Below are 26,435 nucleotides of genomic sequence, written 5' to 3' on the forward strand. Positions count from 1 at the left end.
TTGATTCACAGGCCATGGGCGTTCTTCGCCAGCCAATTGCGGCGCATACGCTTGAGCACGAAGAAAGCCAGCGCGGCGGTAATGATGTCGAAACTGATCGCCACGGTGAATACCGGGATCCAGCTGTCGGTGTACTGATGCAGTAGCGCGGCGACTGGCCCACCGAAGATTGAGCCGATGCCTTGGGCCATGTAAAGAAAGCCGTAATTGGTTGTAGCGTTCTTGGCGCCGAAGGTGTCAGTCAGGGTCGACGGGAACAGTGAGAAAATTTCCCCCCAACCCAGGAATACAACCCCGGAAAGCAGCACGAACAGCACCGGGTTATCAATCGTCAAAAACCACAGCGTCATGGCGACGCCTTCGAAGAAGAAGGCAAAGGCCATGGTGTTTTCCCGGCCCCAACGGTCGGAGATCCAGCCGAACAGAGGGCGGGTCAGGCCATTGCAGATGCGGTCTATGGTCAATGCCAACGGCAACGCCGCCATGCCCATGACCATCACATTGGTCATGCCGAAGTCTTTGGCGAAGCTGGCCATTTGCGAAGTCACCATCAGCCCGGAAGTGGACATCATGGTGAACATGGCAAACATCAGCCAGAAAATCGGAGTCTTGAGCATCTGCCGAGGCGCCATGTCAGCGACAACCTTGCCCACAATCGGCACCGGCGCCGCGGCCAATTGAGCCGGTGGCTGGCGCAGGAACTGCGAGGCCAGCAAGCCGACGATCCCGAGGATCACACCGAAGGTCATGAGCGTGGCTTCCATGCCAACCTCTTTAAGGCTATTGCTGATCGGAAAAGTGGTGAGCATCGCGCCCATACCGTAACCCGCCGCGACTGCACCTGCCGCCAGCCCGCGACGGTCAGGGAACCAACGCACCATCAGCCCGACAATCCCGACATACACGATGCCGGTACCCAGCCCGCCGAGAAGACCGTAGCTCAGATACAGCGAGGTGAGGGAGTTGGCCTGGCTGGCCAATACCCAGCTAAGCCCCGAAAGCGCGCAGCCGGTCGCAATCAGCTTTCGCAAGCCGAACCGATCAATCAACCAGCCTTGAGCGGGGGAGAAGAATGTCTGCAAGATGATCAACAGTGAAAAAGTTATTTGCACCTGAGCCAGAGACACACCCAACTTCTGAGTCAATGGACCGGTAAATAAAGTCCAGACATATTGCGGGCTGGAGATAGCCATCATACAAACCAGACCAATAACCAGTTGATACCAGCGGGAGCTGAACGCACCGGTCAATGGCTGCTCTAGCGTAAGCGTCTTGCTGTTCATAACAAACCTCACTGTGCAGGTGGTCGATACAACCTGTTCAGCAAGGGCCATGCCAATCGCTAGCAATCCATCTAACCAACAACACCCCAACTATTAGCCAAATAAAACCTGCGCCCACACTTTTAACTTCCGATGCAAAGATCGAAATAACGGCATTAGCACTTCGTTGAATCTTATAACTTGGTTATCAGCACCACCCACTCTACGCCCGGATGATTTATCGCTCTAACGCTGGCAAGACAGATGACATCGCTTAACGGACAAAGCCCTAATTAAGTGGATTAGCGACTGGCAGCCGCGCGCACCACAATGAATCTCCCTGCTTCGTTTTAGTTCGCGCCAAGCCATTTGCGTCGCCCACAGGTAAGATGCCCACTGCCCTGAAGGAGATGCTCTTGTCCACCACGCGCCCGCCCGTCCTTGATGAAATCGACCGCCAGCTGATTGCGGCCTTGCAGCTCAACGCCCGGGAAAGCGTGGCCATGCTTGCCCGTCAGTTGGGTATCGCCCGTACCACGGTCACGTCCCGGCTGGCGCGGCTGGAAAGCGCCAAGGTGATCACCGGTTATGGCGTGCGCTTGAGTCAACGGGTGGTTGATGGTGGATTGCAGGCTTACGTCGGCATCACCGTGCAGCCGCGCTCGGGCAAGGAAGTGCTGCGCCGCCTCAGCAGTCTGGCGCAAGTCCAGCAGCTGTGTGCTGTCAGTGGCGAGTTCGACTACGTCGCCTGGCTGCGCACTGATTCCCCCGAGCAACTTGATCAATTGCTGGACCTGATCGGTAGCGTTGATGGCGTTGAGAAGACCACTACCTCGATCATTCTCAGCAGCAAGATTGATCGGGGACAGCCTGTATAGGGTCGTGCAGTCTGTTGGAGCGAGGCTTGCCCGCGAACCAGGCATATCGGTTTCCCTGTCACACCACGTTATCGTTCTTCGCGGGCAAGCCTCGCTCCAACAGGTCAAAGTGCTCATCAGGGTCGTCACATCGCACAAAACCACTCCATATCGACGACACTTTGCTTCTTATTAATGTCTTCACTCCTGTCTAGACTGTGCCTTTCGCGCATCAGCCAGGTCAGTCATGAAAAACAATCGCCACCCCGCAGACGGTAAGAAGCCGATCACGATTTTCGGCCCGGATTTCCCCTTCGCCTTTGACGACTGGATCGAGCATCCGGCCGGGCTGGGCAGTATTCCGGTGGAGAATCATGGTCAGGAAGTGGCGATCGTCGGGGCTGGCATTGCTGGACTGGTCGCCGCTTATGAGCTGATGAAACTGGGCCTCAAACCAGTGATCTACGAAGCGTCGAAGATGGGCGGCCGTCTTCGCTCTCAGGCATTTCAGGGCACCGATGGCATCGTCGCGGAGCTGGGCGGCATGCGCTTTCCGGTGTCGTCCACGGCGTTTTATCACTACGTCGATAAGCTCGGTCTGGAGTCCAAACCCTTCCCTAATCCGCTGACCGCAGCATCGGGCAGCACTGTAATTGATCTGGAGGGTGTCACTTACTACGCGCAACAGCTCTCGGACTTGCCGGCGATGTTCCAAGAGGTGGCCGACGCGTGGGCGGACGCACTGGAAGAAGGTTCGGGCTTCAAAGACATCCAGCAAGCCATCCGCGACCGCGACGTGCCGCGCCTCAAGGAATTGTGGAACACCCTCGTGCCGCTGTGGGACGACCGCACCTTCTATGATTTCGTCGCGACCTCCAAGGCGTTCGCCAAGCTGTCGTTTTACCATCGCGAAGTGTTTGGCCAGGTAGGCTTTGGCACCGGTGGCTGGGATTCGGATTTCCCCAACTCGATGCTGGAAATCTTCCGCGTGGTCATGACCAATTGCGACGATCACCAGCACCTGATCGTCGGCGGCGTCGAGCAAGTGCCGCTGGGCATCTGGCGACACGTACCGGAGCGCTGCGCTCACTGGCCGCAAGGCACCAGCCTGTCGTCGCTGCACCACGGCGCGCCGCGCACGGGCGTCAAACGCATCGCCCGCGCAGAAGACGGTCGGTTGGCTGTCACTGATAACTGGGGCGATACACGCCATTACGCCGCGGTCCTGACCACCTGTCAGAGCTGGTTGCTCACCACTCAGATCGAGTGCGAAGAGTCGCTGTTCTCGCAGAAGATGTGGATGGCTCTGGACCGCACGCGCTATATGCAATCGTCGAAAACCTTCGTGATGGTTGATCGTCCGTTCTGGAAAGACAAAGACCCGGAAACCGGTCGCGACCTGATGAGTATGACCCTCACCGACCGCCTTACCCGTGGCACATATCTGTTCGATAACGGTGACGACAAGCCGGGGGTGATCTGCCTTTCCTATTCGTGGATGAGCGACGCCCTGAAGATGCTGCCGCAGCCTATCGAAAAACGCGTGAAGCTGGCGCTCGACGCTCTGAAAAAGATCTACCCTAAAGTCGATATCGCGGCGCGGATCATCGGCGACCCTATTACTGTTTCCTGGGAGTCGGACCCGCATTTCCTCGGTGCCTTCAAAGGCGCGTTGCCGGGCCACTATCGTTACAACCAGCGCATGTACGCGCACTTCATGCAGCAGGACATGCCCGTGGAACAGCGCGGCATGTTCATTGCCGGTGACGATGTTTCCTGGACACCTGCCTGGGTCGAAGGCGCGGTGCAGACCTCATTGAACGCGGTATGGGGCATCATGACCCACTTCGGCGGCAAGACTCACGCCGACAACCCAGGCCCCGGCGATGTGTTCGACGAAATCGGCCCTATCGCTCTGGCTGACTGAACAAGAGGCACCACCATGCGCATCGCTTTGTACCAATGCCCGCCGCTGCCGCTAAACGTCGGCGGCAATCTGCAGCGACTGGAACAGCAAGCGCACGATGCAGCGGCGCAAGGCGCGGATTTGTTGGTATGCCCGGAAATGTTCCTCACTGGCTACAACATAGGTGCCGAAGCCGCCCGCGCCCTGGCGCAACCCAACGATGGTTTTGCCGCTGGCGATATTGCGGCGATTGCCAAGGCCCATGGCATCGCGATCCTCTACGGCTACCCCGAACTGAGCGCCGACGAGCAGGTGTACAACTCGATCCAACTGATCGACAGCCACGGCCAGACCTTGTGCAATTACCGCAAGACCCATCTGTATGGCGAGCTGGACAAGGCGATGTTCATGCCGGGTGAGGATCGCTTCCCGATTGTCGAGCTCAACGGCTGGCGGCTGGGTTTTCTGATCTGCTACGACGTGGAATTTCCGGAAAATACCCGTCGCCTGGCGCTGGCCGGCGCCGAGTTGATTCTGGTGCCGACCGCGAATATGGCGCCTTACGATTTCGTCGCCGACGTCACCATCCGCGCCCGGGCCTATGAAAACCAGTGTTACGTGGCCTACGCCAATTACTGCAGCAGTGAGGGCGAGATTCACTACTGCGGTCTGAGCAGCCTCTGCGCCCCGGACGGCAGCCGCGTGGCCTTGGCGGCACAAGATGAAGCGCTGATCGTCGGTACACTGGATCGTCAGCTGATGGAGCAATCACGCTCGATCAATACCTACTTCAATGATCGCAGGCCGGGGTTTTATATAGGTTTGAGTGATCGCTAGACCCGTGGGAGGGAGCTTGCTCGCGAAGGCGGCGCAATGGTCACAGACATATGTCGGATGTAATGGCCTCTTCGCGAGCAAGCTCGCTCCCACGGGTCTGGCGCGCTAGCATGACCTGATTCCTCCAATCGGAAAGCCCATGCCCCGCCCCTCCACCCAACACCTGACCCTCGCCAACGGTCTGAACGTCGTGTTGTGTCACGCCCCACGGCTCAAGCGCTGTGCGGCGTCGTTGCGGGTGGCGGCGGGAAGTCATGATGTGCCTGCTGCGTGGCCGGGGTTGGCGCACTTTCTTGAGCATTTGTTTTTCCTCGGTACCGAGCGTTTTGCCGATGACGAAAAACTGATGCGCTTCGTCCAGCGCCACGGCGGGCAGATCAATGCCAGCACCCGGGAGCGGACCACCGACTTCTTTTTCGAGCTGCCCGTCGCGAGTTTCGCCCAAGGGCTGGAGCGACTGTGCGACATGCTCAGCCATCCACGCATGACGCTCGCCGATCAATTGCGCGAACGAGAAGTGCTGCACGCCGAGTTCATTGCCTGGTCGCGAGATGCCGCTTCTCGTCAGCAAACGCAGCGGCTGCAAGGCTTGTCAGCCCGCCATCCCTTGCGTGGCTTTCATGCGGGTAATCGCTATAGCTTGCGAGTGCCCGATCAGGCGTTTCAGCAGGCTCTGCAGGATTTCTATCAACGGTTTTATCAAGCCGGGCAAATGACCTTGTGTCTGTCCGGGCCGCAATCGCTGGAAGAATTGCGGGCGTTGGCGACGGGTTATGGCGGGTATTTCGCTGCGGGGGAGAAGGTCGAGCAAGATAGCCCGCCGAGGCTGATTGAGCGCGGGTCCGTGATGCCATGTGATCTTTTTGCATTCGAAGGTCTGCCGGCGGGTGCTGATGAGGCCGTGGCGTTTTTGTGCCATGCCATCAATGGCAGCCGTGCAGAGGGGGTTGGGGCGCTGAAGGCCGAGGTGGTTTATCAGTTTGCGGGGCAGGCTTTAATTAGCGTCGCCAATAAAACCGCTATCGCGGGCAAGCGCGCTCCTACAGATGAAATGCGAGCTTCTGTAGGAGCGCGCTTGCCCGCGATAGCGTCGACGCCGATTCTGGACTGGTTCCAATTCTTCAAAACCACCTGGCCTACCCTGCGCACCGAATACAACCGCCTTTCCCAACGCCGCCTGGAGACCGCCGGGCCGCTGGACTTGGCCCATCATTATGCGCGGACGCTGCCGCTAGGCCTGTCCGCCCAAGGCTGCGTGGCGCTGACTGCATTGCTTGAACATCTGCAACCCGAAACGCAAACGGCAACGATCGACTGGCAATTACCCAAACCCAATCCCTTCCTCAGCGCAGTAAGCGACGGTACTGAAGGCGCTGTGTACCTGCGCTGGCAGCTGCAATATCCACAACCCGCCCTGTGGCAAAGGATTGAGCAAAGCCTGCGACAACTGACGGCCGATGCAAAACAAGCAGGGGTCGATCTGGCGTTCACGGCTTATGGCAATTACTGGCAGTTGAAGCTATGCGGTATTGCAGCCCCCATTCCGGACATTCTGGAGCATGTATTTGCACTGCTGAACCGCCCGGACGATGAGCCCCAGAGCGGGCACAATTTCGAACCGCCACTGATCCCAATACGCCAGCTGCTTAAAGTCCTGCCAGACCGCTATCTGAGTGCCGAAGCGGGCGCAGAAATAACCGACATAACACGCCTCTGGGCCTCGACCCGCTGGATAAGCTTCATCTCGGGATCGTTGAACTGCGATGCCGCTCTGAACAAGACACCGGGCGTAACAGACGCACGACCGATGCAGGTCAAAACCTTGGCCGCTGGAAAACACTGGCAGGCCGAACACTCGGATTCGTCGGAAAACGCAGTCCTGCTGTTCTGCTCGACCCCGACTTCGTCCATCGCCGACGAAGCGATCTGGCGACTGCTAGCGCAGCTGGTGCAAGGGCCGTTTTATCAACGCCTGCGGGTCGAGCTTCAATTGGGTTACGCAGTGTTCAGCGGTTTCCGACAGATTGCCGGGCAGTCCGGTTTGCTATTTGGCGTCCAGTCGCCCAGTGCGTCGGCCGAGGCGCTGGTTCGCCACATTGAAGGGTTTCTGGGCGAACTGCCCAGATTGCTCGAAGAAGCCGATCTCAGCGCGCAAACCACAGCGCTGATCGCCCAGCTGGATACCAACGGCATGGATAACGCCAGCGCCGCAGAATTGTTCTGGCAGGCGCGTCTGGCAGGTCGGGACGCCGACTATCTGCCCCGCCTGATGCAAGCGCTAGGTCGCCTGCAAGCAGCCGATTTATCCAACGCCCTTGCTAGCCTCAACACTGCGGCCGGTGGCTGGCTGTGCCTGACCAACAGCCTTGGAAACCCTTGGGCGAACCCGTGATCATTACCAAAGCTGCAAAAGCTTTGTTCATGAATCCGACAGTCAGGAATTGTTAAATTAAGTAACATAGCTGCCTAACCATCGAACGTATCGCCTCGCAGGGGTACTAACGATTTACCACTCACCGCTGCAATCACCCAGAAGGAGTCTTTTATGTGGACTAAACCTGCTTACACTGATCTGCGTATCGGTTTCGAAGTCACCATGTACTTCGCAAGCCGTTGATGACAACGCGGTGCAAAGCCTCGGTTCGCCGGGGCTTTTTTTATGGTTATGACACTTCTTTTTTTTAGAACGCCACGCATCAGGCCTCGCCGTTGGAGCTGACATGTATATCCAGATTCTAGGTTCCGCCGCAGGTGGCGGTTTCCCCCAATGGAACTGCAATTGCGCGAACTGCGCCGGTTTCCGTGACGGCAGCCTGCGCGCCCACGCGCGGACCCAGTCGTCCATCGCGATCTCCGACGATGGCGTCAATTGGGTGCTGTGCAATGCCTCGCCGGACATCCGTGCGCAACTCGCGGGTTTCGGCCCTATGCAACCGGGCCGGGCGCTGCGCGATACCGGGATCAGCGCCATCATCCTGATGGACAGCCAGATTGATCACACCACGGGTTTGCTCAGCCTGCGCGAGGGCTGCCCGCATCAGGTCTGGTGTACCGACATGGTTCACGAAGACCTGAGCACCGGCTTCCCGCTGTTCACCATGCTCAAGCACTGGAACGGCGGCCTGAACTGGAACCGTATCGAACTGGAAGGCAGCTTTGTGATACCGGCCTGCCCGAATCTGCGTTTCACGCCCTTCCCGCTGCGCAGCGCCGCACCGCCCTATTCGCCACATCGTTTCGACCCGCATCCGGGCGACAACATTGGCCTGATGGTCGAAGACCTCAAGACCGGCGGCAAGCTGTTCTATGCGCCAGGGCTGGGCAAGGTCGATGACGCGCTGATGGAGAAGATGGTGGCCGCAGACTGCCTTCTGGTGGATGGCACGATGTGGGACGACGACGAAATGCAGCGCCGTGGCGTCGGCACTCGCACCGGCACGGAAATGGGCCACCTGGCCCAGAACGGCCCCGGCGGCATGCTCGAAGTGCTGGAACGCCTGCCCGAGCAGCGCAAGGTGCTTATCCACATCAACAACACCAACCCGATCCTCGACGAAGACTCCCCCGAACGCGCAGAACTGGCACGGCGTAACGTCGAAGTGGCGTTTGATGGGATGAGTATTGAGCTTTAGCGAGCAATGATGTCTACCTGTGGGAGCGAGCTTGCTCGCGAAGACGGCGTATCAAACGCAGAAATGTGTCGAATGTACCGGCCCCTTCGCGAGCAAGCTCGCTCCCACAGGACCGTGCCATTTTAACCAGGAGCCGACATGAGCGAAGCAACGCCGCTGTCCCCCGCTGAATTCGAACAGGCCTTGCGTGCCAAGGGCGCGTATTACCACATCTATCACCCGTACCACGTGGCGATGTATGAAGGCCGTGCGACCCGCGAGCAGATTCAGGGCTGGGTCGCCAACCGCTTTTACTATCAGGTGAACATCCCCCTGAAAGATGCGGCGATTCTGGCCAATTGCCCGGATCGTGAAATCCGTCGGGAATGGATTCAGCGCCTGCTGGATCACGACGGCGCCCCCGGTGAAGACGGCGGCATCGAGGCCTGGCTGCGCCTGGGTCAGGCCGTTGGTCTCGACCCGGATCAGCTGCGCTCTCAAGAGCTGGTTCTGCCCGGCGTGCGTTTTGCCGTGGATGCCTACGTGAACTTCGCCCGCCGCGCCAATTGGCAGGAAGCGGCCAGCAGCTCGCTGACCGAGCTGTTCGCTCCGCAGATCCACCAGTCGCGCCTGGACAGCTGGCCGCAGCATTACCCGTGGATCGATCCCGCCGGTTACGAATACTTCCGTACCCGCCTCGGTCAGGCCCGTCGCGATGTAGAGCATGGGCTGGCGATCACTCTGCAGCACTACACCACTTACGAAGGCCAGCAGCGGATGCTGGAAATCCTGCAGTTCAAACTCGACATTTTGTGGAGCATGCTGGATGCCATGAGCATGGCTTACGAGCTGAACCGCCCGCCTTATCACAGCGTGACCGACCAACGTGTCTGGCATAAGGGGATCGCCCTATGAGCTTCGATCGACAAACAGTCCCGACCTGGCGCCGCGGCTATCGCTTCCAGTTCGAACCGGCGCAGAACGGCCATGTGCTGCTCTACCCCGAAGGCATGATCAAACTCAACGAGAGCGCCAGCGCCATTGGCGGCCTGATTGATGGCCAGCGCAGCGTCGCCGCAATCATTGAGGCGTTGAGCGAACAGTTTCCGGGTTTCCCCGAACTCGGCGCAGACGTCGAGCAATTCATGGAGGTGGCCCGTGCCGAACACTGGATCGACCTTGTCTGAGCCGACGCCTGTCGAGTCAGCCATAAAGATTCCGCCCAAGCCCGAGGTCGGCCTGCCGCTTTGGCTGCTGGCCGAGCTGACTTATCGCTGCCCGCTGCAATGCCCGTATTGCTCCAATCCTTTGGACTTTGCCAAACAGGGCCAGGAGTTGACCACCGAGCAGTGGTTCAAGGTGATGCGCGAAGCCCGGCAGATGGGCGCGGCGCAGATCGGGTTTTCCGGTGGCGAACCGCTGGTGCGTCAGGACCTGGCCGAGCTGATCGCCGAAGCGCGGCGTCTGGGTTATTACACCAACCTGATCACCTCCGGCATCGGCCTCACCGAACAGAAAATCATCGACTTCAAGGAAGCCGGTCTCGATCACATCCAGATCAGCTTCCAGGCCAGCGACGAGCAAGTGAACAACATGCTCGCCGGCTCGAAAAAAGCCTTCGCACAAAAGCTGGAAATGGCTCGCGCGGTGAAAAAGCACGGCTACCCGATGGTCCTGAACTTCGTTACCCATCGGCACAACATCGACAAGATCGACAAAATCATCGAGCTTTGCATCGCCCTCGAAGCGGACTTCGTGGAGCTGGCAACCTGTCAGTTCTATGGCTGGGCGCACCTGAACCGCGAAGGCCTGTTGCCCACCAAAGACCAACTGGTGCGCGCCGAACGGGTCACCAACGAATACCGCGACAAACTCACTGCCGACAATCACCCGTGCAAGCTGATCTTCGTCACCCCCGATTATTACGAAGAGCGCCCGAAAGCCTGCATGAACGGTTGGGGCAGCATCTTCCTCACCGTGACGCCGGATGGCACCGCCCTGCCCTGCCACGGCGCGCGACAGATGCCGGTGCAGTTTCCCAATGTGCGCGAACATACGATGCAGCACATCTGGTACGACTCGTTCGGCTTCAACCGCTTCCGTGGTTATGACTGGATGCCCGAACCATGCCGCTCGTGTGATGAGAAAGAGAAGGACTTCGGCGGCTGCCGTTGCCAGGCGTTCATGCTCACCGGAGATGCCGCGAATGCCGACCCGGTGTGCAGCAAATCGCCTCATCACGGGATGATTGTTCAGGCGCGAGAAGAAGCCGAGTATGCTACTCAAACCATTGAGCAGCTGGCCTTTCGCAATGACCGAAACTCGCGCCTCATCGCCAAATCCTGACACCTTCACCGCAGCCCAGGCGGTCGCCGCCGGCGTTGATTTCGCCGAGCTGGCGGTCAGCCCGTTGGGTTTGTTCTGGAATGAATATCGGCCGGAGGATGGCGCGAGCCGAATCTGGCGCTGGTTCGAAGACAAAAAGACCTGCCTGACGCCTGAAGGCTTCAGCGTGCGCAGCCGGGTTTATGAATACGGCGGCGGATCTTTCTGTCTGACCGACGATGCCTTGGTGTTCGTCAACGAAAGTGATCAGCAGCTTTATCGTCAGCCCCTGATCTGGGACGAGCTCGAAGAAGAAGGCTTGCCGGAAGCTATCACCACAGGCAAAAAACGCTACGGGGATCTGGTCTTTGCCAACGGGCAGGTCCTCGCGGTTGAAGAGGACAAGGACAATCACCAGCTGGTCAGTATTGACGCTGCCAATGGCAAGCGCCTGCTGCTGGCCAGAGGTGCGGATTTTTATGCTTCGCCCACCATGAGCCCGGATGGCCAGCGTCTGGCCTGGATCGAATGGCAAAAGCCGCACCAGCCGTGGACCAGCACGTTGTTGATGAGCAGCAAACGCCAGGCCAGCGGTGGCTGGTCCGAGCCGCGCTGTCTGGCAGGCGACCGAGAAGAAGAATCCATCCAGCAAGCACGTTTCGATGCATCGGGACGCCTGTACTGCCTGAGCGATCAGGGCGGTTACTGGCAACCCTGCGTTGAAGGCTCGTTTGGCCTGACCCACCTCAAGGCGGCCGACGCGGACCATGCGCCAGCACCCTGGCAATTGGGTGGTGGTAGTTGGGTGCCGTTGCAGCATGGTGCCTACCTTGCCACCTGGTCGCAAGACGGCGGCGGCGTGCTGGGCATCCGTGACAGCCATGGCACGCTGGAAGATTTCAGCGGCGAGTACAGCCGTTTCCGTAGCCTGGCAGTCGATGATCAATTCATCTATTGCATCGCGGCTTCAGCGACGAGTCCTTCGGCGGTGCTGGTGATCAGCCGCAGTGATCACAGCGTTCAAGTGCTGGCCGGAGGCATCGCGCCGCTCCCACCAGAGCGCATCAGCCGCCCGCAAACGCTGCGTTATAAAAGTGGCGAAGGCGAAGCTCACGGCTATTTCTATCCCGCGATGAATGGAATTGAACAGCCACCGCTGGTGGTCTTCATCCACGGCGGCCCGACCTCCGCCTGCTATCCGGTGCTCGACCCGAAGATTCAATACTGGACCCAACGCGGCTTCGCGGTCGCCGACCTCAACTATCGCGGCAGCACCGGTTACGGTCGTGCTTATCGGCAAAGCCTGCATCTGAATTGGGGTGTGGCGGATGTGGAAGACGCCTGTGCGGTGGTCGATCATCTGGCCAAGCGTGGTTTGATCAATCCGGATCAGACATTCATTCGCGGTGGTAGCGCTGGCGGTTACACCACTTTGTGCGCCCTGGCTTTCCACAATGTATTCCGCGCCGGTGCCAGCCTGTATGGCGTCAGCGACCCGATTGCCCTGGGCGCTGCGACGCACAAGTTCGAAAGCGACTACCTGGACTGGCTGATTGGCGATCCCGTCGTGGACATCGAACGTTACCAAGCCCGAACTCCGCTGCTACATGCGGGGCAGATTCGGGTGCCGGTTATCTTCTTTCAGGGCGAACTGGACGCTGTGGTCGTGCCCGAACAAACCCGGGCCATGCTTGCAGCTTTGCGCGCCAGAGGCATCCACGCTGAAGGCCACTTCTACCCCGACGAACGCCACGGCTTCCGCAAGGCAACGAACCAGGCCGATGCGCTGGAGAAAGAGTGGGCGTTTTATCGCAAAGTGATCGATGGCGCCGGTGGACGCGATCCCCTGTAGGAGCGCACGAGCATCGTGCAGATCATTCAGACCCGTGCATACAACCATGCCCCCGTGGGAGCGAGCTTGCTCGCGAAGGGGCAATCAGCGGCGAGACATCATCTGCGCCCGGAGCACCGCCTTCGCAAGCAAGCTTGCTCCCACAGATTCGCTGGTTACTCAGCTTCTACGGCTGTTAAACCGAAGGCTGGGTCGCCCGCATGGACGGGCGTTCGCTGACTTCGAAATACCAGTTAGCCAGGCGCGGGTAGCGGCTGCGCCAAGCCAGATCCGGCTGGCGGAAGTCGATGTAGCCTAGGGCGGACGCGACGCTGATGGCGGCCACGTCGAACGCCGAGCTGAGTTCAGTGATCGCGTCCTGCTCGAAATAGTTGAGGGTGCGTTCGATCTTTTCCTGCTGGTTATCCAGCCACACATCCCAGTGTTTCTCTTCAGGACGCAGCGCCTGTTCGTAGCGAATCAGCAATGCGGCATCCAATAACGCATCCGCCAACGAGGCCAGAGTCAGACGCCGCCAGCGTGCCGAACCGTCGCGGGGGATCAACGGGTTACCCACGTGCTGGTGGTCGAGGTAGTCGAGGATCACCCGGCTATCGTGGATCACATTGCCGTCGGCCAGACGCAAGGCGGGGATCTTGCCCGCAGGGTTGTCATCGTTGAGTTCAGCAACCGGATTGACGGGGGTCAAAACGGTTTCCTGAAGCGTGACTCTGTCCAGCTGACCGGTTTCATGCAGCAGGATGACCACCTTGCGTGCGAACGGTGAGGCTTTGTTGAAGTACAACGTCATGGTCGGCGTGGACATGGGTGCTCCTCGAATGAGACAGCGCTACAGACTAGCCAGCGTCCTGCACGTCCGCAATCTTTGCTTTGCTCTGCTGTTCTTGACCGCTGCGCGCCAGCAAGCCACGGATGCTCAGCACAGCCGAGATACCCATGCCAAGCCAGGCCAGCGCATCCCACCAGCCATCGCCGAGCAGAGCAGCAAACAGACCTGCTGAAATCAGCACACCGATGACGATAGGCGCAGCGAAGGTCTTCCATAAGGTGGACCGCTTCACTGTACGGCCTCCCCTTGCACGTCAATCACCGGACGCGCTGCCCGCCGGCGCACCCACCACAGATACAAGCCACTGCCCAAGACAATGATGGTCAGCACATCAAGGACCGCCCACAGGATTTTCATCGGCATGCCGCCGTAATCGCCGAAGTGCAGGGGTTGGGACATGCCCAGCGCATCCATGTACCACGGCCGCTCGACCACAGCCGTTACCTCCAGGGTCTTGGCGTCAATCAGCACTGGAGTAATCAAGTGGGCGGTCAGATGCGTATTGCCTTTGAGGAACACCGCATAGTGGTGCTCGCTTGAGAAGCGCGTGCCGGGGAAAGCGATGAAATCTGCTTGCATGCCGGGGGCTGCCGATTCGGCGATTTCCAGCAGGCGCGTCGCCGGAGCACGTGCGGTCAATGCCGGAGCGTCCTGATAGGGCGCGATCATTGCCGCGAGACTGTCATTGCGCCACGCGGCGATTATCAGGTCGGCGCAGGCACTGATGACACCGGTAACGCCCACCACCAAAGCCCAGGTCAGGGTCACGACGCCGATCAGGTTATGCAGATCGAGCCAGCGCATGCGCCGGGATTTATCAACACGCACGGTGGCAAACTTGAGTTTGCGCATGAACGGCGCATACAACACCGTCCCGGAAATAATCGCCAAAACGAACATCAAGCCCATGAACGCCAGCAGCAATTTACCTGGTAGCCCGGCGTACATGTCCACGTGCAGGCGCAGCATGACCATCATGAACCCGCCGTTGGCAGACGGTGTTTCGTAGGCCTGGCCGGTGCGCGAGTCGAGCATGAAGGAGTGGGAATCGTTGGGATCAGTGCCCGCAGTCTTGGCCATGATGGCCCAGACGCCGTTGCTGTCATCCTCGTCCCAGCCGAAATACTGCAGAACCTCGCCGGGACGATGCGCCTCGGCGGCCTCCACCAGTTGCTGCAGATTCAGGTGCGGTGTATTGGCGGGCATCTCCTTGAAATCAGGGGCATTGCCTAACGCATGGTCGATTTCATGGCTGAAAATCAACGGCAAGCCGGTCAGTGCCAGCATCAGCAGAAATAGGGTACAGATCAGACTGGTCCAGGTATGGATAAAGGACCAGCGGCGCACGGTTTGGCTTTTCATTCTTCTGCCCAAAGCAAAAGGCCGCCGTCAGTGCGGAGGCCTTCGATGCTAGCGAGGTAACTAACGATAATTATTCGCGATTGTGTCAGAGCAGCAGAATGCTGGCAATCGGTGCTGGTCGGGTGGGGATGACAGCGCCCTTGTAGGAGGGAGCTTGCTCGCGATAAGGCTGGAACAGCCTTCAGGATGGTTTGAATTCAAACCCTTTTGCCAGCGCTGCGCACTGGATCGCGAGCAAGCTCACTCCACAGGGGTTCTGTTGCTTGCCCGTGACTCAGCGCACCACGCCTTCCTCGATCAACAGCTTGAGAATCGCCTCGGCCCCAGCTTCAGGCGTTACGCCTTTGAGCACTTGCCCGCCGCCACCGCTGGCTTTGGCAGTGGCGGCTTTCATGCGGTCGGCGCCGCTTTTGGCCTTGATGACTTTCAAGCGTTTGGGTCGTGGTTTGGCGGGCTGCAGGGTTGAGCCTGTCAGCAGCTCATCACTGATGATTTCCACCTCTTCGGCATCAAGCGTGCCGCGCTGCGCCGGGCCGTAGGCGCTTTGCCGAGGCTTGGGCGCGGCGTTATCCACCGTGGCCAGGAACGGCAAACGCACTTTCAGCCGCCGCCGTTGACCCCGGGGCAGCGCTTGCAGCACCAGGGCGGTGCCGCCTTCCAGCGATTCAACTTCAGCCAGACCAACAATCAGCGGCCAGCCAAGCTTTTCCGCCAGTAAAAACGGCAACATCCCCGAGCCTTCACCGGTTTCTGCCTGGCTGCCGGCGAGCACCATCTGCACCCCGGCCTCACGAATGTAATCACTCAATGCTGGCAAGGCATCGGCGTTTTCAGGTTGCTCCAGCACGTGCAGCTGATCCAGGCCCATGCCCAAATACGCCCGCAACGCGGGCTCCTCGGCATTGCCCGCATGCAGCACATGCAAGTTACCCCCGGCCAGTTGCAGGCCCAATTCCACCGCGCGGGCGTCTTGCTCGGCGCGACGAGGACGACCGGAAGTCGGGTGGGCGCCGATGGAAACGAGGCTGATAACGTGCAACGGAGTTTTATCCACAGGCGAATTCAGAGGATCAGGCAGCATCTCGTTTTGCTCCATTGCGATAGTTTTCCACCGCTTCGATCAGCGCCTTGAGGATTTCCGCGCTTTCGCCAATCACTGACAGGTCAGCCCGCTTGATCATGTCGCAACCCGGATCGAGGTTGATCGCCACCACCTTGTCGCAGGCACCGATGCCTTGCAGATGCTGAATCGCTCCGGAAATACCCACCGCCACATAAACCCTTGCCGTCACCCAGGTGCCGCTGGCGCCCACCTGGCGATCGCGGCCCATGAAGCCATCGTCCACCGCCACACGGGAGGCACCCTCGGTAGCGCCCAACGCAGCGGCGGTTCGGTGGAACAAGTCCCAATCCTTCACACCATTGCCGCCGGAGAAAATAAACTCGGCCTCGGCCATGGGAATCAGGCCCGGATCAACCGCCACCGCGCCCAGATCTTCGATACGCGGCAGACTGCGCGCCACGCGTGTGGATAACTCCACCGGCAGCGCTTCATGACGGGTTTCACTGACCGGCTCGGCGCATTCCACGGCGGCCAGGATAAGACGCGCCAATGGGCGAGCCAGATCTTCACGACCTGCGCCAGCGCGACCAATGCATTGTTCATCCCTTACCTGCCAGACACGGGTAGCTGGCCGTTCGCCCAGGTTTGCCGCGAAACGTCGGCCCAACTCGCCACCACCGGTGCGGCTGTCTGGCAGTAACCAATGTCGAGGGCTGAACTGGTTATCCACAGCTCGCAAGCCCTGTACCCGTTGCTCCGGGGAGTAGCCGTCGAATTCATTGCCATCGAGGAGCAACAGACGATCAACCCCCGCCGTGGCGAAGGTGCTTTCTTTATGTTCGCCAAACACCACCGCCAGCACCGCGCCGCTTGCGCCAGCGAGTTGATGAGCCAGGCCGAGCAGATCCCGGTCGTGTGCGCTCAGGCGGCCGCCGACCATGTCCGGCACCACACAAATATAGAAAGCTGGCTCCGGCACTTGATGCAGAGGCAATTGCACGTCAGCTGCAGCCGAGCGTTTCACCGCCCCGCCCTGCTGCGCGCCGCTGCGGTCAATGCGCTTTATCCCGTTCGGGCCGATAAAACCCAGGCCATGCACATTCTTGCGCATCAGGCCGTTAGGCCCCATCCAGCTGGTTTGTGCCGGTTGCATGGCCGCATGCAGCGGGTGCAGACGGTTACGGGCGATCCACTCGGCGCGCGGGTCGCGTCTAATGATGTCGCTCATCAAAGCACCTCCGCAGGTTCACGTTTGGTTGGCGCTGGCTTGCTGGGGATAACTTCTTCCACCAGCGCGTCGGCTACCAGTTCGGCAATGTCTTTGATCATCGGACGCGGCTCGACCACACCTTCAAGCATCGCGGTGCATTGCGGGCAACCGACGGCCACCAGTTCGGCACCGGTCTCGCAGATGTCTTCCATGCGCATATCGGGGATCCGCTGTTTGCCGGGGATGTCCGTGATCGGCGCGCCGCCACCACCACCGCAGCAGCGGGAGCGGAAACCGGAGCGCTGCATTTCCTTGACCTCGATCCCCAACGCCCTGAGCACGTCACGGGGCGCTTCGTACTCACCGTTGTAGCGGCCCAGGTAACACGGGTCGTGATAGGTCACGCTGGAGCCTTTGTGCTGGCCAAGGTTCAGCGCGCCGTCCTGGATTAACGCGGCCATATACGTGCTGTGGTGTTGCACGAGGTAATTGCCATCGAACGCGCCGTACTCGTTTTTCAGCACATGGAAACTGTGCGGATCACAGGTGACGATGCGTTTGAAGCTGTATTTGTTCAGGGTCTGGATGTTGCGTTTGGCGAGCAGCTGGAAAGTGGCTTCATCGCCGAGACGACGGGCCACGTCGCCGCTGTCCCGCTCTTCGAGGCCGAGCACTGCGAAGTCGACCTTGGCCGCTTTGAGCACTTTGACGAAGGCGCGAAGCGTGCGTTGATTGCGCATATCAAACGCGCCGTCGCCGACCCAGAACAACACGTCGACGGACTGCTTGTCAGCGAGCAGATCGAGGCTCAGATCCGCCGCCCAGTTCATCCGCCCGCCTGGCGCGAAACCGCCAGGGTTATCGGTGGCGATCAGGTTTTCCAGCACTTCGGCGCCTTTGTTCGGGGTCGCACCTTTCTCCAGGGTCAGGTGGCGGCGCATGTCGACGATGGCGTCAACGTGCTCGATCATCATCGGGCATTCTTCGACGCAGGCGCGGCAGGTGGTGCAGGACCACAGGGTCTCGGCGTCCACCAGACCGTTGACGATGGGCTGATGCGGGTTGCCGCTGTGCAGGCCAATTTCTTTGCCGGGATAGGGGCTGCCCGCGAACTTGGCATCGGTGCCGCCAGCCAGGCCAACCACCATGTCTTGGATCAGCTTTTTAGGGTTCAACGGCTGGCCGGCTGCAAACGCCGGGCATGCCGCTTCGCATTTGCCGCACTGCACGCAGGCGTCAAAACCGAGCAGTTGATTCCAGGTGAAATCTTCAGGTTTTTCTACGCCCAGCGGCGCGGCTTTGTCGCTGAGGTTTAAGGGTTTGAGGCCGGTTGAGCGACCACCGCCAAAGCGTTCGGCGCGGCGGTGCCAAGCCAGGTGCAAGGCGCCGGCGAAGGCATGTTTCATCGGGCCGCCCCAAGTCATGCCGAAGAACAACTCCGACACGCCCCACAGCACGCCCACTGCCAGAATCGCAGCCAGTACCCAGCCGCCAAAGTCTTCTGGCAGGATGCCCGCCACCGGCAAGGTCAGCAGGAAGAAGCTGGCGGAAAACGCCAGCAGGCTTTTCGGCAGGCGCATCCACGGGCCTTTGGACAGGCGAGCCGGGGGATTGCGGCGGCGCAGGAACATGAAGATCGCGCCGACGAACATCACCGCCGAGGCGATTAGCAGAGCAAAGCCAAGTATGCGGTTATGCAGGCCGAAACCGTGCACCAGAATCGCGAGCACGATAGACGCCACCGCGCCGCCCGCCGTGGCAACGTGGGTGTTGGCGATGTACTTGTCCCGCGCCACCACGTGGTGCAAATCGACCATGTAACGCTTGGGCATGGCCAGCAGACCGCCCAGCAGATCGACTTTCGATGCCCGGCCGTTGCGCCAGAGCATCACCCGCTTCATCGCCCCAAGGACAGCAAGCCCCAAAGCAGCGAACAGCAGGACGGGAAGCAGTGTGTTTAACATGTGAAGCTCCTACGGCGCGGCTCGGCATTTTTTCTGTTGGAGCTGGGCTTGCCCGCGAAAGCCATTGCGCAGTTTGTCTGGCACAACGCGTCGACTTCTTCGCGGGCAAGCCTCGCTCCAACGGGGCTCAGCTTTTTTCTGTGGGAGCGGTGCTTGCCCGCGATACAGGCGCTGCGGTCTGTCAGCCATATCGCATCATCGTTCTTCGCGGGCAAGCACCGCTCCCACAGGGAATTTCGATCTCTGTTGGAGCTGGGCTTGTTCGCGAAGGCCATTGCGCAGTTTGTCTGGCACAACGCGTCGACTTCTTCGCGGGCAAGCCTCGCTCCAACGGATCTCAGCATTTTCTTGTGGGAGCGGTGCTTGCCCGCGATCCAGGCGCTGCGGTCTGTCAGCCATATCGCATCATCGTTCATCGCGGGCAAGCGCGCTCCTACGGGTTCGGCTTAGAAATCCTTACAGAGTCGAAGCCCGTCATAGATCGCCGCATGGGTATTTCGCTGAGCAACACAGTCACCAATGCGGAACAACAAGTACCCATCGCCCGGCTCACTCAAACAAGGCTGTGGCTGGATGGCGAACAGCGCCTCAATATCGATCTGGCCTTTGTTGCGCGAGTCGGCCTTGAGCGCGTAGTACAGCTCTTCATCCGGACGCACGCCGTTTTCGACCACCACCTGATCCACCACCCGCTCTTCCTTGGCGCCGGTGTATTCGTTCTCCAGCACCGCCACCAGCTTGTCGCCTTCGCGGTAGACCTTCTCCAGCATCATGTCGCCGGTCATGATCACTTCTTTCGGATACATGCTGCGGTAGTAAGTCGGGAACGAGGTGCCGCCAATCGCCACGCCCGGTTTGATGTCATCAGTGACGATCTCCACCTGGCTGCCTTTGTCTGCCAGGAAGTCGGCCGTCGACATCCCGGTGAACTCACAAATGGTGTCGTAGACCAGCACGTTCTTGCCCGGCGCAACCTTGCCGTCGAGGATGTCCCAGCTGCTGACCACCAGGCCTTCCGCTGCGCCCCAATGCTCGTTCTGCTCCAGGAACGGGTGCCCGCCCACTGCCAGCACAACAATGTCCGGACGCAAGTCGAGGATGGTTGCCGGATCGGCAGCCGTACCCAACCGAAGATCAACTTTCAGACGCGCCAGCTCCAGCTGGAACCAGCGGGTGATACCGGCGATCTGATCACGTTGCGGCGCTTTCGATGCCGTCGTGATTTGCCCGCCGATGAATTCTTTCTTCTCGAACAGGGTCACGTCATGGCCGCGCTCGGCAGACACCCGCGCCGCTTCCATGCCGGCTGGCCCGGCGCCGACAATCACCACCTTGCGTTTCGGCCCGGTGGATTTTTCGATGATGTGCGGCACGCCCATGTATTCACGGGAAGTCGCGGCGTTCTGAATGCACAGGACGTCGAGGCCCTGATACTGACGGTCGATGCAGTAGTTGGCACCGACGCACTGCTTGATCTGGTCGATCTGGCCCATCTTGATCTTGGCGATCAGATGCGGGTCAGCGATGTGGGCGCGGGTCATGCCGACCATATCGACGTAACCACCTTCGAGAATCCGCGTCGCCTGGTTCGGGTCCTTGATGTTCTGCGCGTGCAGCACCGGGGCCTTGACCACTTCCTTGATACCGGCCGCCAGATGCAGAAACGGCTCCGGTGGATAACTCATGTTCGGGATGACGTTGGCCAGGGTGTTGTGGGTGTCACAACCCGAACCCACCACACCGATGAAGTCGATCATGCCGGTCTGATCGTAGTACTTGGCGATCTCCTTCATGTCCTCGTGGCTCAGGCCGTCCGGATGGAATTCGTCGCCGCACAGGCGCAAGCCCACGCAGAAATCAGGGCCGACTTCTTTGCGCACCGCCTTGATCACTTCCAGGCCAAAACGCATGCGGTTTTCGAAGCTGCCACCCCATTCGTCAGTCCGCTTGTTGACTCGCGGGCTCCAGAACTGGTCGATCATGTGCTGATGCACAGCCGACAGCTCGACACCGTCCAGACCACCGGCCTTGGCACGGCCCGCAGCACTGGCATAATTGCCGATCACCCGCCAGATTTCTTCCGGCTCGATGGTCTTGCACGTGGCACGGTGCACCGGTTCGCGGATGCCTGAAGGCGACAGCAGGGTCGGCCAATGGTCGCCGTCCCAGCGGGACCGACGGCCCATGTGGGTAATCTGAATCATGATCTTGGCGCCGTGCTTGTGCATGGCGTCGGCGAGGTTCTGGAAGTGCGGGATGATGTTGTCGGTCGCCAGGTTGACCGACTTCCACCAGCTTTGCGGGCTGTCAATAGCGACGCTGGATGAACCGCCGCAAATCGCCAAGCCGATACCGCCCTTGGCCTTTTCCTCGTAGTACTTCACATAGCGGTCCGTGGTCATACCGCCATCGGTGGCGTAGACCTCGGCATGCGCGGTGCTCAATACCCGGTTACGGATCGTGAGTTTGCCTATCTGGATAGGCTGGAACATCGCTTCGAAAGCCATAACACAATCCTCGACTTACAGCGGCTTGACGATGAACAGGCCATCGTCGTGACCTTCTTCCGAACCGCCGTAGACCTGCTCGGCAACCGTGCGAATCGGGCTGCCTTTGGCGGCGAGAATCTGGTCCATGGCCCCGGCGAACCAGCCAGTGAACATGTAATCGACCTTGCGACCGACTTTGCCGTAGACGTACACGAAACAGGAGTGCTCAAGCTTGACGCTGGCGGTGCCCTTTTCCAGGTCGATGTCCTGAATCTTGAACAGGCCCCAGCCGCGCTGCGACAGACGCTTCATGTAATGCTCGAACACCGCAACACCTTCCAGGCCGTGGCATTCAGCTTCTTTCTCGCACCAGTGCCAGGCGGATTTGTAGCCGGCTTTGTAGAGAATCTCGGCGTAGGCGTCAGCGCCCAGGACTTCTTCGATGCCCATGTGGTTGTTGACGAAAAAGTGCCGTGGCACGTACAGCATTGGCAGTGCATCAGAGGTCCAGACGCCGGTTTCGCTGTCGACTTCGATAGGCAGTTGCGGGGCGATTTTAGCCATGGGGGGTCAAACTCCAGAAATTCTTCGTTTCGAAACAAAGCTTTTGCTTTTGCTTCTCTTAATAAACAAGCCAGATGATTGGTTTCGGAGCCGTAGCGAGCACGTCGAGAGCAAGGAAGGACCGGAACGACAAGCGAAGACCAGTACGAACGTACGGCGAGCTTGGAGTGAGGACCTGACGCAGCTATCGGCGGGCGCAGTAGGCTCCGGAATCGATCATTCGCCCCAGACGTCCGCCAGGACATTGACCCAGTTCTCGCCCATGATCTTGCGCACAGTGCGCTCGGCATGGCCGCGCTTGAGCAGGGTTTCGGTCAGGTTCGGGAACTCGCCCACGGTGCGGATGCCCAGCGGGTTGATGATCTTGCCGAAGCTGGTCAGGCGGCGGGCGTAGCCCTTGTCGTGGGTCAGGTATTCGAAGAAGTCCTGGCCATGACCCTGAGTGAAGTCAGTGCCGATACCGATGGAGTCTTCACCAACGATGTTCATCACGTATTCGATGGCTTCGGCGTAATCGTCGATGGTCGACTCAATGCCCTTGGCCAGGAACGGCGCGAACATGGTCACGCCGACGAAGCCGCCGTGATCCGCGATGAACTTCAGTTCCTCGTCAGACTTGTTGCGTGGATGTTCTTTGAGGCCGGACGGCAGACAGTGGGAGTAGCAGACAGGTTTTTTCGATTCGAGGATGACTTCTTCTGAAGTCTTGGAGCCCACGTGGGACAGGTCGCACATGACCCCGACACGGTTCATTTCAGCAACGATTTCGCGACCGAAGCCCGACAGCCCGCCATCACGTTCGTAGCAGCCGGTGCCCACCAGATTCTGGGTGTTGTAGCACATCTGCACGATGCCCACGCCCAACTGCTTGAAGATTTCGACGTAGCCGATCTGGTCTTCGTAAGCATGGGCATTCTGGAAGCCGAACAGGATGCCGGTCTTGCCCAGCTCCTTGGCCTTGCGAATGTCAGCGGTAGTGCGCACCGGCATCACCAGGTCGCTGTTCTCACGCATCAGCTTCTGACTTTTGCAGATGCTGTCGATGGTTGCCTGAAAGCCTTCCCACACCGACACGGTGCAGTTGGCCATGGTCAGGCCGCCCTTGCGCATGTCTTCGAACAGCTCACGGTTCCACTTGGCGATGATCAGCCCGTCAATAACGATGCTGTCGGCGTGCAATTCGGCTGGGCTCATCAGGCTGTCCCCTTATAGGTGTTGATGCGCCAATCGTGTGCCGGCGCTATTGAGGCCAGCATATGCCTGAGGCTCGGGGGAGCCGGGTGCAAAAACGACAGGGGGTTTGCCGAAAGCGTCAAGAAACGACAATGGGCGACGGGACGCGACACGGCGACTCATCGCCAACCTGTTCTTTAGCCTGCGGTTAGGCCAGAATTCAGGCCATCAATGAATCGGAGCGACTCGATGAAAACGGTATTCCTGGCTTTGGCGCTGATGGTGACTGGTATCACTGGCGTTCACGCGGCTCAAAACCCCGACGTTTCGCCATGCGATGGCGTCGATGAGGACAAACAAACCCTCGAGTGTTCGAAATACAGCCGTGAAACAGCCGAAGAGCTGCTGAAGGAGAACTTTCAGAATCTGTTAAAGCGGGTTCAAAGCCAATTCGTAGCCAACAAGACCCAATTCAACGATTTTACCAACAAGCTCAAAACCGCCCAGCTCGCCTGGGAAAAGCTGCGCGATGCCGATTGCGCCGTTGAAGTCTTCCCGTCAGCGGCAGGTAGCAAAGCCTTTACCATCGCTGAAAACGACTGCCTGGCACGCATGAGCGATGAACGCTCCGAGTATCTGGAATCAATTGCGCAGGAATGAACACACCGATGAGCTATGGTGTCTGCCTTATATCTGAAGGCAATGAAGTGAAGGCGCTTTAATGATCATTTGCGGTGTAGAAATCAAAGGCAGCGAGGCCATCTTCGCGTTGGCGACCCGCCAGCAAGGCGGCCTCGAACACTTGCCACTGGCGACCAAGAAGCTGGCGCTGGAAGACGATGATGACTCGGCCAACGTCAAAGCTTTCGCGACGCAGATAGCCAGCTTTGTGCGGGAAAATGGCATCAGCCATGTCGTGATCAAGAAGCGCAGCAAAAAAGGCGAATTCGCCGGCGGCCCGACCACGTTCAAGATCGAGACAGTGTTCCAGCTGCTGCGCGATTGCGAAGTGACCTTGCTGTCGCCGCAAACCATCAACGCCCAGAACAAAAAACACGACTTCGCCCTGCCCCCTTCGCTGAACAAATATCAGCATGAGGCTTACAAGGCGGCGTGTTCGGGGTTGATGAAAAGTAAGTAGAACCACTGCGCGCTTGCCTTCTGTCTGTAGGAGCGCGCTTGCCCTCGATGGCGGCGTGTCAAACACCTGATTTGTCACAGGCAGACCGCCATCGCGGGCAAGCGCGCTCCTACAGGTCCCGTGCGTCACAAGACAAACAAAAACGGCCGCGATCAGTGATAATCGCGGCCGTTTCGTGTGCAGCAGATCAATCGATCAATTCAACACAACCTTCCCAACCCGTTCAGCCTTGCGGCGACGCGCTACGAGAATCCCGGTGGCGATCACCAGAATGCTCAACAAGCCAGTGGCGAGGATTTCCACGCGGTGGGCTTCCTGCACCAGCATGATCCCCAATACGCCGACGATGAACACGATCACCAGCCAGGTCAGGTACGGGAACAGCCACATGCGGAACGACAGATGCTCGCCCGCAGCAATGCTCTTCTGGCGCATGCGCAGTTGGGAAACCGCGATCACCAGATACACCAGCAGCGCAATAGCACCGGAACTGGCCAGCAGGAACTCAAACACCGCAGCCGGGGCCACGTAGTTGGCGAATACGGTCAGGAAAGCCGCCGCCGTGGACAAAATCACCGCCCAGTAAGGCGTGCCGCTTTTGCTGGTACGGGTTGCAACCGCTGGCGCATCGCCGCGTTTACCCAGGGAGTAGAGCATCCGCGAAGCGGTATACAGCGCCGAGTTCAGGCAACTGGTCACCGCGATCAGCACCACGATATCGACGATCATCTTGGCGTTCGGAATGCCCATCATGTCCAGCACGGTCTGGTAGGAACCGACTTCAGCCAGGCGGCTGTCGTTCCATGGCACCAGCGCCACCACGATGAAGATCGACACCAGATAGAACAGGCAAATCCGCCAGATCACCGAGTTGGTAGCCTTGGTGATCTGCTTCTCCGGATCTTTCGATTCGGCGGCAGCGATGGTGACAATCTCGGTGCCCATGAACGAGAACATGGTGGTCAGCATTGCAGCCAGCACCGCGCCCATGCCGTTAGGCAAAAAGCCCTGGGTGTCGAACAGATGGCTGACACCGCTGACCTGGCTGTTCGGCAGCAGACCAAAGATCGCCGCAACGCCCAACACCACAAACCCAATGATCGCCAGCACCTTGATCAAGGCAAACCAGAACTCGAACTCACCGTAGTTCTTCACACTAAACAGGTTGGTCGCCGTCAGCAGCAAGGTGATGACCAGGGTGAACACCCAGATGCCGATGTCAGGGAACCAGGCGTGCAGAATCGTCGCCGCCGCGTTGGCTTCCAGCGGAATCACCAACACCCAGAACCACCAATACAACCAACCGATGGTGAAACCGGCCCAGTGGCCGATGGCGCGATCCGCGTAAGTCGAGAAAGACCCGGTGTCCGGTGAGGCGACCGCCATCTCGGCCAGCATACGCATGACCAACACCACCAAGGTGCCCGCGGCCGCGTAAGCCAGCAGCACTGCAGGCCCGGCTTCGGCGATTGCGTGGCCGGAACCGACGAACAAACCGGCACCAATCACACCGGCAATCGACAACATCGTAATGTGCCGAGGTTTGAGCCCCTGATCGAGCTCTGTAGCGTTAGGGATGCTGCTCATTAAGACTACCTTTGCGTGAGGAGCGACTGCCCCGCAGCGTTCGTAAAAAGAAAGCTACGGTGCTGTTTATTATTCTTGACGCAAGAACTGCGCCAAAATGTTTCAAAAACGACGTCGCCCACGGAAACGTTTGGTTTAAAGCGGTGCGTTTTGTTTTACATGAAACGTTTCAGCTTGGGAATGAAACGTTTTGTTACCGAGCGCCCCACCCTGAATTGGAAAAAGCGCACCAAAGATACCCATCGTGCGGTAACGCGCACTGTTGAGGTGCTTGTGATTTAACAGCACAAAATTGCAGGATTTATCTGGATTGCCGGGCAACCTGTGGGAGCGATCTCGCTATTGGCACGACGACGTGGGACCGGCTTTAGCCGGGAAGAGGCCAGTACATCCACCCGATATT

General features: G+C 59.2%; 23 protein-coding genes. 12 read left to right on the forward strand and 11 right to left on the reverse strand.

What is annotated here, in order from left to right:
* Positions 1 to 5 precede the first annotated feature (5 nt).
* Entirely contained in the window at positions 6 to 1,283 is a 1,278-nt protein-coding gene (oxlT, locus tag IV01_RS11125) for an oxalate/formate MFS antiporter (protein ID WP_032629090.1), read from the reverse strand.
* A gap of 395 nt (positions 1,284 to 1,678) precedes the next feature.
* Here oxlT and IV01_RS11120 point away from each other — a divergent pair, with 395 nt between their 5' ends.
* The 10 genes from IV01_RS11120 to IV01_RS11080 all read left to right on the forward strand — a co-directional run bounded on the left by IV01_RS11120 (position 1,679) and on the right by IV01_RS11080 (position 12,650).
* Positions 1,679 to 2,140 (forward strand): Lrp/AsnC family transcriptional regulator, encoded by a 462-nt coding sequence (locus tag IV01_RS11120; protein ID WP_122730862.1) that lies wholly within the window; start codon positions 1,679 to 1,681, stop codon positions 2,138 to 2,140.
* A gap of 226 nt (positions 2,141 to 2,366) precedes the next feature.
* A complete protein-coding gene (locus tag IV01_RS11115; protein ID WP_032629094.1) occupies positions 2,367 to 4,046 on the forward strand; it encodes a flavin monoamine oxidase family protein in 1,680 nt (559 codons plus the stop codon).
* Positions 4,047 to 4,061: 15 nt separating this feature from the next.
* Positions 4,062 to 4,862 (forward strand): carbon-nitrogen hydrolase family protein, encoded by an 801-nt coding sequence (locus tag IV01_RS11110; RefSeq protein WP_032629095.1) that lies wholly within the window; start codon positions 4,062 to 4,064, stop codon positions 4,860 to 4,862.
* A gap of 139 nt (positions 4,863 to 5,001) precedes the next feature.
* The gene (pqqF, locus tag IV01_RS11105) at positions 5,002 to 7,254 is read left to right on the forward strand and encodes a pyrroloquinoline quinone biosynthesis protein PqqF (protein ID WP_032629096.1); all 2,253 of its coding nucleotides are present in this window, start codon (positions 5,002 to 5,004) and stop codon (positions 7,252 to 7,254) included.
* A 153-nt stretch (positions 7,255 to 7,407) separates the two neighbouring features.
* Positions 7,408 to 7,479: a pyrroloquinoline quinone precursor peptide PqqA gene (pqqA, locus tag IV01_RS26365; protein WP_008365141.1), complete on the forward strand. Its 72-nt coding sequence runs from the start codon at positions 7,408 to 7,410 to the stop codon at positions 7,477 to 7,479.
* 103 nt (positions 7,480 to 7,582) lie between these two features.
* Positions 7,583 to 8,494 (forward strand): pyrroloquinoline quinone biosynthesis protein PqqB, encoded by a 912-nt coding sequence (gene pqqB / locus IV01_RS11100; RefSeq protein ID WP_032629097.1) that lies wholly within the window; start codon positions 7,583 to 7,585, stop codon positions 8,492 to 8,494.
* A 138-nt stretch (positions 8,495 to 8,632) separates the two neighbouring features.
* Positions 8,633 to 9,388, forward strand: a complete 756-nt coding sequence (pqqC, locus tag IV01_RS11095; RefSeq protein WP_032629099.1) for a pyrroloquinoline-quinone synthase PqqC — start codon at positions 8,633 to 8,635, stop codon at positions 9,386 to 9,388.
* Positions 9,385 to 9,660 (forward strand): pyrroloquinoline quinone biosynthesis peptide chaperone PqqD, encoded by a 276-nt coding sequence (pqqD, locus tag IV01_RS11090; protein WP_032629101.1) that lies wholly within the window; start codon positions 9,385 to 9,387, stop codon positions 9,658 to 9,660. The genes pqqC and pqqD overlap by 4 nt, the downstream gene beginning before the upstream one ends.
* Positions 9,632 to 10,819 (forward strand): pyrroloquinoline quinone biosynthesis protein PqqE, encoded by a 1,188-nt coding sequence (gene pqqE, locus IV01_RS11085; protein WP_418903537.1) that lies wholly within the window; start codon positions 9,632 to 9,634, stop codon positions 10,817 to 10,819. The genes pqqD and pqqE overlap by 29 nt, the downstream gene beginning before the upstream one ends.
* Complete coding sequence (locus tag IV01_RS11080; RefSeq protein WP_032629104.1) at positions 10,785 to 12,650, forward strand: alpha/beta hydrolase family protein; 1,866 nt, start codon at positions 10,785 to 10,787, stop codon at positions 12,648 to 12,650. Before pqqE ends, IV01_RS11080 begins: the two co-directional genes overlap by 35 nt.
* Positions 12,651 to 12,825: 175 nt before the next feature.
* Here IV01_RS11080 and IV01_RS11075 read toward each other — a convergent pair whose 3' ends face one another.
* From IV01_RS11075 to IV01_RS11040, 9 genes are all read right to left on the reverse strand, one after another.
* Positions 12,826 to 13,455, reverse strand: a complete 630-nt coding sequence (locus tag IV01_RS11075; protein ID WP_032629105.1) for a glutathione S-transferase family protein — start codon at positions 13,453 to 13,455, stop codon at positions 12,826 to 12,828.
* A 31-nt stretch (positions 13,456 to 13,486) separates the two neighbouring features.
* Complete coding sequence (locus tag IV01_RS0125150) at positions 13,487 to 13,711, reverse strand: hypothetical protein (RefSeq protein ID WP_032629108.1); 225 nt, start codon at positions 13,709 to 13,711, stop codon at positions 13,487 to 13,489.
* Positions 13,708 to 14,841 (reverse strand): PepSY-associated TM helix domain-containing protein, encoded by a 1,134-nt coding sequence (locus IV01_RS11070; protein WP_032629110.1) that lies wholly within the window; start codon positions 14,839 to 14,841, stop codon positions 13,708 to 13,710. Before IV01_RS11070 ends, IV01_RS0125150 begins: the two co-directional genes overlap by 4 nt.
* 274 nt (positions 14,842 to 15,115) lie before the next feature.
* Positions 15,116 to 15,922 carry an electron transfer flavoprotein subunit beta gene (locus IV01_RS11065; RefSeq protein ID WP_050507659.1) on the reverse strand — a complete coding sequence of 269 codons (807 nt, stop codon included), beginning with the start codon at positions 15,920 to 15,922 and terminating at the stop codon, positions 15,116 to 15,118.
* Entirely contained in the window at positions 15,912 to 17,132 is a 1,221-nt protein-coding gene (locus tag IV01_RS11060; protein WP_032629112.1) for an electron transfer flavoprotein subunit alpha/FixB family protein, read from the reverse strand. Before IV01_RS11060 ends, IV01_RS11065 begins: the two co-directional genes overlap by 11 nt.
* Positions 17,132 to 19,078, reverse strand: coding sequence for a dimethylglycine demethylation protein DgcB (gene dgcB, locus IV01_RS11055; protein WP_032629115.1), 1,947 nt, complete (start codon positions 19,076 to 19,078; stop codon positions 17,132 to 17,134). The genes IV01_RS11060 and dgcB overlap by 1 nt, the downstream gene beginning before the upstream one ends.
* A 446-nt stretch (positions 19,079 to 19,524) precedes the next feature.
* A complete protein-coding gene (dgcA, locus tag IV01_RS11050) occupies positions 19,525 to 21,585 on the reverse strand; it encodes a dimethylglycine demethylation protein DgcA (protein WP_032629119.1) in 2,061 nt (686 codons plus the stop codon).
* Positions 21,586 to 21,600: 15 nt separating this feature from the next.
* Complete coding sequence (locus tag IV01_RS11045) at positions 21,601 to 22,131, reverse strand: DUF5943 domain-containing protein (protein WP_032629120.1); 531 nt, start codon at positions 22,129 to 22,131, stop codon at positions 21,601 to 21,603.
* Positions 22,132 to 22,347: 216 nt separating this feature from the next.
* On the reverse strand, positions 22,348 to 23,325 hold the full coding sequence (locus tag IV01_RS11040; RefSeq protein ID WP_032629121.1) for a dipeptidase: 978 nt from the start codon (positions 23,323 to 23,325) through the stop codon (positions 22,348 to 22,350).
* Positions 23,326 to 23,553: 228 nt separating this feature from the next.
* On the opposite strand from IV01_RS11040, the gene IV01_RS11035 reads away from it, so the two are divergent.
* Together IV01_RS11035 and IV01_RS11030 are read left to right on the forward strand one after the other, a co-directional pair.
* Positions 23,554 to 23,964, forward strand: coding sequence for a lysozyme inhibitor LprI family protein (locus IV01_RS11035; protein ID WP_032629122.1), 411 nt, complete (start codon positions 23,554 to 23,556; stop codon positions 23,962 to 23,964).
* A gap of 61 nt (positions 23,965 to 24,025) precedes the next feature.
* Positions 24,026 to 24,445, forward strand: a complete 420-nt coding sequence (locus tag IV01_RS11030; RefSeq protein WP_032629123.1) for a DUF3010 family protein — start codon at positions 24,026 to 24,028, stop codon at positions 24,443 to 24,445.
* A 195-nt stretch (positions 24,446 to 24,640) separates the two neighbouring features.
* Here IV01_RS11030 and gabP read toward each other — a convergent pair whose 3' ends face one another.
* Positions 24,641 to 26,032 (reverse strand): GABA permease, encoded by a 1,392-nt coding sequence (gene gabP, locus IV01_RS11025; protein ID WP_032629124.1) that lies wholly within the window; start codon positions 26,030 to 26,032, stop codon positions 24,641 to 24,643.
* Positions 26,033 to 26,435: the final 403 nt, after the last annotated feature.

The organism is Pseudomonas syringae, from assembly GCF_000737245.1.
In the GTDB taxonomy this organism is placed as follows: domain Bacteria; phylum Pseudomonadota; class Gammaproteobacteria; order Pseudomonadales; family Pseudomonadaceae; genus Aquipseudomonas; species Aquipseudomonas syringae_J.